This is a genomic window from Sphingomonas xinjiangensis (genome assembly GCF_014199255.1).
GTDB classification, from domain to species: Bacteria; Pseudomonadota; Alphaproteobacteria; order Sphingomonadales; family Sphingomonadaceae; genus Sphingomonas; species Sphingomonas xinjiangensis.
This window is the reverse complement of the sequence record NZ_JACIJF010000044.1, coordinates 1-7,028: the sequence shown is the minus strand read 5'-3', so window position 1 is coordinate 7,028 and position 7,028 is coordinate 1. Positions and strand designations below refer to the sequence as shown.

Genomic DNA, 7,028 nt, shown 5'->3' with positions numbered 1-7,028 from the left:
GTCAGGTTCGACCCCGATCCAGGCATCGTACGTGAAGGGGCTGCCATTCCATCTGCTTTCGAAACGCAGCCGCCGCGATACACCATCTTTTGGGATGCGCTATAGCACCCTGGGATGGCAGAGTTTGGCGCTTAGCGGTCACGCGAGGTCGAGATGATTGAGCGTCCGCTTCTGGGAAGCGAGAAGGATGGTCTGAATGTCTACTAGTGGGTCAGGCCGGCCCTATCATTCCCCATTCGTGCCGCCGCTTCTTCGTGACGTGCCGCTCCGTTTACTCATGCATTCCAGAAGCCGCTCTTTCGTCCGTGACGCCGCCTGAGGTCCGCCACGTATTCGACATGGTTTGGATGCACGGCAAAATTGTCGATCCGCCTGGCGAGATGCTCGCAGGTCTGGAGATGGCGGGCGGCGTGGCCGTAGCGCTTGTACTTGGCGGCATCAAGTGAGCGATCAATCATCGCTCGAAGCACGAGCGTGGCGGCGAGCGGATGACGCTGCTCGAGCGCGTCGGCGGCGGGGGTCAGTAGCCAGTAATGGTCGCCGTCAAGTTCGCCGGTCCGAGCCATTATGAGTCCGGCGGCGCGATCGAGCGCGGGCCAGTCGATCAGGAAGGCGAGCGCTTGATGAAAACTGGCAAAGCATGACGCGAAGCTGAGAGCCCGCTCCTCTGCCTCTATGTCGTCAAAATCCGGCAGCCGCTTGAGGTGTGCCCGGAGGTATCCAGCATCGAGACCGCGCTCGAACGCTTGCCAGCGCTCGTCCTGTGCGTCGCCGGACCGTCCAAGGGCGTCGAGCACCTCGATCCGCACGCGCTGCCAGTCGGGCCAGTGGCCGCCTAGGAGGTTACCGTCCGCCGCCCCGTCGAGCGCCGCAAGCGCCTCGTTGGCGCGATCAGCCGCAAGCATCCGCTCGGCGATCGCCGCTGCGATTGCGGGGTTGGCGCGTTCCTCGTCCGAGTAGCGGCCCGCGAACCCGTCGACATCTCCAAGCGCATCGGCAATCTCGGTCAGCGCCGACCGGACTAGGCGGGCATTATGGCCCCGCTCGTAATCCTCTTGGTAGATCGGCCCGCGCGTACTCAACCCGACTACCCGGCCTTTGCCGCCGGCGGCGCTCAAGGGAGCGGTGGTCCCCAACTCCTCAAACTGCACCTTGAGCCGGTTCAGCCCGTCAGGCCCGAGCGCCGGCGCCGTCAAGCTGATCAACTCGTCGAACTGGCCATAGTCGTTCGCGCAGACCGCCTGAAAAACTCGATCGGCCAAAGCGCCTACCGGCTGGCCGGCTTCAGCGGCGATTGCGCCGAGATCGTCCCGTACGGAAGCGATGATGCTGCCGATTGAGCCGTTGCTGTCGTCACAACGTTCGTAGATAGAAGGCGCCATCTCCAGCATGCGCCAAAGAAGGTCAAAAGCCTGGCCCGGGCTCGTTGCCGCGACATGGGCGGCAATCGCCGCGCGCTGCGCCTCGAGGTCACGGGCGAGTTCCTTCACCTTTCGCCAGTCGACGAACGAGCGAGATTTGGCGATGAAGACGAGTCGCTTGCGGATCTCGCTCGCGACATCACCGCCGCTGCGGCTCGCCAGTTCGAGCCGCAACCGGCGCTTGGCCGCAGCGTCACCGGCGGTCATGGCGAGCAACAGCTCCGCCAGGCGCTCGGCTCCAAGCGCGGCGAGGTTCTTCACATTCAGCGTCGTCTCGGACGGCATGTGCCTCCGTCGCGATCACGGCCTAATTCGTCAAGCGGTGCGACAATTCGGAGACCGGCTGACGCCGTGGCGTTCCCAAGGACGGAGGTCAACCGCCCCATGCCGTTCAGCCCGATTGTGGCGAAGCGTCAAACCCGCCGCTCGGCCGAGATGAACCTACGGCAGGTTTTGGGGAAGAGGGGAGGGGCTCAGAAAGGCAGCTACTGGCGCAGTCCTGTCAGCTGGATGATGCTTGGCCCGGCTTCGTTGGCGGTGCGATGCGTCGTTGGGTTTGCCAGCTTCAAATTCCGCCTGATGGAGCGATTAGCAGCACTTCAGCCATGTAAGTTACTGGTCTTGCGAGCGCCACGTTAGCAAGGCAGAACAGGCGGGGGGTCTTAGGGCCTCGTTGTATTGGTCAGACGCCGCGGTCGAGTAAACAGGGAGAGGTTCATGAGAATGGGTTGGATCTATGCGCTCGGTATCCTGGGCACGTTAGCAGCGAACCCCGCGGTGGCGGAGAGAGACACCGCTCGCTTCACCTCTCTAACAGTCTTCGGCGATAGCTTGGTGGATGCTGGCAACCTTTATGTTGCTAATGGTGGCATAAGGCCCGATCCGGCGCTTGGTTATTTTCAGAATCGGTTCACTAACGGCTACGACTATCCTGACCTTCTATCTTTAGATCTCTTCGGGGTGCCGACTACACCTTCTTTGTTAGGCGGCAGCAACTTTGCCTTTGGTGGAGCGCGGATCGTGGACACAGGAGACGCTATCCCGGACCTTCGAGCTCAGCTCAATGCGTTTCTGCTTTCCGGCCAAGCTCTTGATCCGAACGGGCTTTATATGGTTAACTTTGGTGGGAATGATGTTTTCGGTGCCCATGGAGTTTTTGGCGAGGAGGGAGCGATTGGTACGTTCCCCGACACCAGCAGCTACCTGCGGGCCGCGGCTGAACAATATGTAGCAGGGGTGCAGACGTTGAACGACCTCGGCGCCCGTAACATCTTCATGACCGACTTTCCGTTAGCTGGGGATCCCTTCACTACCGAAGCCAATGGCTATTTGAACGCCGCGCTCGGCAATCTCTCCTTGAACACTGACACCGACCTGTTCTTCTACAGCATCAGCGACCTCTACCATCGTGCTCAGACAGACCCATCTTCGTTGGGCTTGCCACCGCAGCGCCTGGACATCAGCTGCGTCGAAGCAGGCGCACAATCAACTGGTTGCGCCGGCTATTTCTCCTTCGATGGGGTCCACCCGACCGCCGCAATCCAGGCTGCGGGCTATCGTGAGCTGGATCAGCAGTTCGGTCTGACCGCTGTTCAAGCTGTCCCTGAACCAACTACCTGGCTTATGATGATCGCCGGCTTCGGCGCTATTGCTGCCTCCCTGCGGTATCGCCGCCGCTCGACAAGGACGCTGGCCACCTGAGCCAGTCTCTCGTCGGAGGAGGATACATGGCCCACCTCTGCACGATCCGTGCGTGGCCCGGCGCTTTGCAGAGGATCGAGCTCGAGCTAGGTATTAGGAGATGCTTCCGGCTCGGGTGATCGCCATCATCGCAGTTGGCTGCCCTCGACGGGCGATCGCCCGAGATCCTTCAATCCCACAAAGCCGGTAGAAACCTGGAAGTAGCCCGGCAGCAAATCTCCACAAGCGACGACCCGGGTGTCTGAGCTCGGATCCTCATCGGATTGACTGTATGGATGCGACGCCGACGCCGCGCCTGAGGAAATGTCGGTCGATGACCTGGAGACGGGGCGGCTTTACGGCGCGCGGGCCGCCGCGTTCGCTGCTCGGCTGGCAAGCGCGCGCCGCGCCTGGTCGCTATTGAACACGGAGTTGTGGTTATGGAAATTCGAAAGCTCGGCTCGCAGGACTGGAAGTTTCGTCGCTCGGCCTTGGGTGCTTGGGGATGAGGTCTTCTAACCACCGCCGTCGGGCGCAATCGTGATGCGGCCGAGCAGATTGGGATTGCAATCGAGCAGATGATGTCTTGAGCAGCACAGGCACGTGGTGGCCTTGCCATGGACCCATATGAGGCATATGTAAGCCTCAACTGGAAAGGAGTTGTTATGGCATCTCAGCCTGCATCGATTGAGGCGCTGCTCGGCGTGAACGCCGGCCGGCAATCGTCTCGTCTTGCTCTATCCAACTCGATAGAGAGCGGGTTGCCCGTGGCGGCGCTCGACCGCCTAGCTGATACTGTGGCGCCCGATGACGCCCGCTTCAAGTTCCGTTTGGTGCCAAAGGCCACCCTCGAGCGCCGTCGGAAGACATCCGCGCAGCGACTGACGAGCGAAGAAGGTGACCGGCTGGCGCGGCTCGCCAAGGTGTTTAGCTTCGCGCTCGAGATCTACCAGGCGCCGGAGAAAGCACGCGAGTTCCTTCGCCGTCCGCATGCCATGCTCGATGATAAGCCGCCACTGGACGTGGCACTCGCCACAAGTCCCGGCGCGGATCTCGTCATTAACCTGCTGGGGCGGGCGGCTTACGGCGGGGGCGCGTGAAAGGGAGCCGGACGGATCGGGTCCTTACCGCGTACCGTATTGGCGATCCCGATGGCGCGCATCCAATCTACGACAGCGAAGGTGCGCGCCTCTACCCCGGCCGCTGGAACACGCCCACATGCCCCATCATTTACGCGTCAGAGCACTACTCAACGGCTATGCTGGAGAAGCTAATCCACGCCAATAGCGTGCTCCCGCCCAACCAGCACTACATCCGCATCACCATACCGAACGGGACAAGCTACGAGGTTTTTCAGCCAGCCTCCTGTCCTGGATGGGACGGGAAGGACGAGAGCCTCTGCAAGGCGATTGGCGCGGACTGGTACGATGGGAAGCGAAGCGCCCTCCTCCTCGTACCGTCGATACCGGCAAGGCTCGAGAGGAACGTCCTGATCAACCCTCGGCATCCTGACGTGGCGCAGATTACCCACGAGCTACCGGAACCTGTGTGGTGGGACGAACGGCTGTATGGATAATCGAGTTTTCCGCCTTGAAGAACGAACGAGCCAGAACGTCTTGGACGTCATATCAAGAGGCAGATGACAGGGCCGCCCCCGAGGCGCTGGTGAGAAGGAAGGAAGCGAGCGAACTCTTTGCGAGCTTGCATCCAATAACAAGCCGATTCATCAACATGGCGGAATGCGCGTTCGTGGCAGGTCAGGCCGAACCGGCCGCTAACACTCCGCGGCTATTAGTCAACACATGGAACGTTGATCAAGGTCGGCAATCATTGGTCATAGCCAGAAGGTGAGTGCCTCGGCCGAAACGGCGACGGTTGGGTCTCCGGCCTCTGTCTTACCCACCCCAAAGCGGCAGGCGCTGCAGTTCTTTAGGACAAGCTCATTCGAGCCCGGGGAATAATTCCAGGATATCTTTCGGGGCATTATGAAGCATTGAGCTTAGGCGCGATCTTGCGTCCCGTGGCGCCTCTCCCGGGAGGCCTGCCATGGCCCACTCCCCAAACAGGCGCACTTCCTGTTCCCCGGTGTTGATCACAGTCACTTTCTCGTGGCGTGCGTCCTTGGTAATCCGCTCGAACGTGTTCTCGACGCTGTCGCGTGGCCCTTCGAGATATTGGAGATAGCGGTCACCTTCCGCCCACAAGATTCCTGTAACGCCATCTATGCCGTGTTCCGGCGGGAAGTAGCGAGGATCGCTTCCCGGTCGCGGCCGGGGCTTAATCCTATAGATCGGCTGACATACACAATCCGTCGGAGAGGTTCGGCAAAGCTCATTTCACATAGCTATACCTACTCCGGCAGCGTGCAAGCACCGTCACGTTGGTGGGCCTCGCCTGAACGTTCAGTAGAGCCGATTTTGGCTCAGCTTCACGATGGCAGGGTTGAGCTAGCTAGGGTCAGGACTCGTTGATCACAGCCAGAAGATGACGGTGGCAGCGAGGGCGATGGCCGAGAAGAAGGCGGTGGGGCAGCGGTCGTAGCGAGTGGTGACGCGGCGCCAATCCTTGAGGCGGCCGAACATTGTTTCGATGCGGCTTCGGCGCCGATAGCGGCCTTATCATACCTGGCCGGTTCGTTGCGGGATCGCCGACCCGGGATGCAGGGCTGGATGCCCTTGGCCTGGAGAGCGTCTCTGAACCAGTCTGCGTCGTATCCGCGGTCGCCCAGCAGCCACTGCGGCTTGGGCATATCGTCGAGGAGCGCTGCCGCGCCGGTGTAGTCGCTGACCTGTCCGGCAGTCATGAAGAAGCTCAAGGGGCGCCCGTTCGCGTCGGCAACGGCATGGAGCTTGGTGTTCATGCCGCCTTTGGTGCGGCCGATCAGGCGGCCAAGCCCCCTTTTTACCCGCAGGCTGGATGCCGTGCGGTGCGCCTTCAGGTACGTTGCATCGATCATTCGGCTCGGCGCCAGTTGCAGCCAGACCTTCCATCATCCGCGTGAACACACCAGCCTCGCCCCAACGCTTCCATCGGTTGTACAGCGTCTTGTGCGGACCGTAGTCGCTGGGTGCATCCCGCCAGCGCAGCCCGTTGCGGTCGACGAACACGATGCCGCTCAACACCCGCCGGTCATCCACCCTCGGCCGGCCATGGCTTTTCGGGAAGAACGGCCGCATCCGCTCGATCTGCTCATCTGTCAGCCAAAACAGGTCGCTCATTCCAGTCTCCTTGCGGAGCCTGAATCAGATCACGACGCTCACATCAATGGGTCCTGACCCTAAGCATGTCAGCCGCCGGCTTGCACCGGGTGATCGGCTCGGCCGAGGTCGTCACGCATCTTTAACTTTGCGGCCTTAGCAACATCTGTGGTGCACTGGAGTCCCACACTCTGCACCACACAGGGCCTCCCGCGCCCGCCCCTTTCAGGGGCTGGGAGGCCCTGTGTATCTAGCGCGCTCAGGCCTACTGGCTCAAAGCAGCCGACCTTTGCTAATGCGCGACGAGGTCACCGTCGGCGCTTTTCACCTCAGAGCTTGTCCTTCAGCCCCTTAGCGACCGTGCTCGTCATCTTCTTGCCTGCCGTGATCGTCATGGCTGCGCCAGTTGAGGGATTTCGCCCCTGACGCTCAGGACGGTGCTTCACGGAGAACTTGCCGAAGCCCTGGATGGCAACATCTTGGCCCTTTGCGGCAGCTGACGCGATCTGATCGGGCATCGCCCAGGTGCGCAACATGGCGCAGATGTGGTCGGGCGCATTGCTCGCACTGTGAACCAGCGCGCTTGAACCTGATCGAGTCGGAGAGCTGCTGCCAGTCGATTGGGTACAGCCAGCGTAAGCGTCCGACCTGACCCGTATTGCGGTCGGAGCTCTGCTGCGCGAGGCGATGAGCACTCAGGAGTGTCCTTTGGCACTCCGAAAGGAGAGTG

Annotated in this window: 5 protein-coding genes and 2 pseudogenes; 3 read left to right on the top strand and 4 right to left on the bottom strand. The window is 61.3% G+C overall.

The window, feature by feature from the left end:
* Window positions 1-275: 275 nt before the first annotated feature.
* Window positions 276-1,706: a DUF6880 family protein gene (locus FHT02_RS20915; RefSeq protein ID WP_184092120.1), complete on the bottom strand. Its 1,431-nt coding sequence runs from the start codon at window positions 1,704-1,706 to the stop codon at window positions 276-278.
* Window positions 1,707-2,144: 438 nt separating this feature from the next.
* Between FHT02_RS20915 and FHT02_RS21805 the strand changes: the two genes are divergently transcribed.
* From FHT02_RS21805 to FHT02_RS20900, 3 genes are all read left to right on the top strand, one after another.
* The gene (locus FHT02_RS21805) at window positions 2,145-3,122 is read left to right on the top strand and encodes an SGNH/GDSL hydrolase family protein (RefSeq protein ID WP_184092118.1); all 978 of its coding nucleotides are present in this window, start codon (window positions 2,145-2,147) and stop codon (window positions 3,120-3,122) included.
* Between the two features lie 644 nt (window positions 3,123-3,766).
* The gene (locus FHT02_RS20905) at window positions 3,767-4,201 is read left to right on the top strand and encodes an antitoxin Xre-like helix-turn-helix domain-containing protein (RefSeq protein ID WP_184092116.1); all 435 of its coding nucleotides are present in this window, start codon (window positions 3,767-3,769) and stop codon (window positions 4,199-4,201) included.
* Window positions 4,198-4,677 carry an RES domain-containing protein gene (locus FHT02_RS20900; protein WP_184092114.1) on the top strand — a complete coding sequence of 160 codons (480 nt, stop codon included), beginning with the start codon at window positions 4,198-4,200 and terminating at the stop codon, window positions 4,675-4,677. Before FHT02_RS20905 ends, FHT02_RS20900 begins: the two co-directional genes overlap by 4 nt.
* A gap of 364 nt (window positions 4,678-5,041) precedes the next feature.
* Here FHT02_RS20900 and FHT02_RS22345 read toward each other — a convergent pair whose 3' ends face one another.
* From FHT02_RS22345 to FHT02_RS20885, 3 genes and pseudogenes are all read right to left on the bottom strand, one after another.
* Complete coding sequence (locus FHT02_RS22345) at window positions 5,042-5,326, bottom strand: BLUF domain-containing protein (protein ID WP_425506475.1); 285 nt, start codon at window positions 5,324-5,326, stop codon at window positions 5,042-5,044.
* A 246-nt stretch (window positions 5,327-5,572) separates the two neighbouring features.
* Window positions 5,573-6,319: pseudogene (locus tag FHT02_RS20890) on the bottom strand (IS5 family transposase).
* 308 nt (window positions 6,320-6,627) lie between these two features.
* Window positions 6,628-6,819, bottom strand: a pseudogene (locus tag FHT02_RS20885) (HU family DNA-binding protein); the annotation flags it as partial.
* Between the last annotated feature and the right edge of the window lie 209 nt (window positions 6,820-7,028).